Source organism: Geminicoccus flavidas (assembly GCF_009806515.1).
Lineage (GTDB): Bacteria > Pseudomonadota > Alphaproteobacteria > Geminicoccales > Geminicoccaceae > Geminicoccus > Geminicoccus flavidus.
This window is the reverse complement of sequence record NZ_WUJP01000364.1, coordinates 1-666: the sequence shown is the minus strand read 5'-3', so window position 1 is coordinate 666 and position 666 is coordinate 1. Positions and strand designations below refer to the sequence as shown.

The 666-nt window shown below is 69.1% G+C and carries 2 protein-coding genes; both read right to left on the bottom strand.

The genetic code is table 11. The features are described from left to right. On the bottom strand, positions 1-290 hold a 290-nt coding region (locus EQG76_RS10270), incomplete at its 3' end, for a hypothetical protein (protein WP_200840715.1). Continuing rightward, positions 278-666 (bottom strand): transglycosylase domain-containing protein (locus tag EQG76_RS10265; protein ID WP_200840714.1); only part of this gene is annotated, 389 nt, incomplete at its 5' end. The genes EQG76_RS10270 and EQG76_RS10265, both read right to left, overlap by 13 nt.

Genomic DNA, 666 nt, shown 5'->3' with positions numbered 1-666 from the left:
ACGCCGTCCGGACCCCGGCCATAAAGGTCGCAATGGACGAAGCCGCTGATCTTGCGCTCCAGGCGGCGGCGGACGTTGAAGTCGGAGCAACTGGTGCCGCGATAGTCCTCGATGCAGAGCGTGCCGAGCCTGGGGATCAGGATGCCGGTCAGCCGCACCTGGGTACCGCCGATCGACAGGCTGCCGTCCTCATTGACCAGTGCCAGCCCTTCCACGCGCTGCGGGGTCACGGCACCGGCCGGGCCGGCCCCTGCCAGGAGGATGGCGAGGACCAGGATCAGCGCACGCATGCGTCGAGCTCTCCCAAGGCTCGGGCGCGCGCGTCAATCTGCCGGGCCCGCGCACGCAGGTTCGCACTTGCCGGCTCGGCCCGCCAGCTCCGTGGGGCTGGCAGGATCGCGATGAGCCGCGCCAGCTCCAGACGTGACATAGCGGCGAGATCCTTGCCGAACCAGTGGCGCGCCGCGGCGGCCGCGCCATACACGCCCGGCCCCATCTCGGCGATGTTGAGATAGACCTCGATGATCCGCCGCTTCGGCCAGAGGAGCTCAAGCTGCAGCGTGTACCAGGCCTCTAGCCCCTTGCGCAGCCAGCTCCGCCCATCCCAGAGGAACAGGTTCTTGGCGGTTTGCTGGCTGATCGTGGAGGCACCCCTGGCGGTCTCGC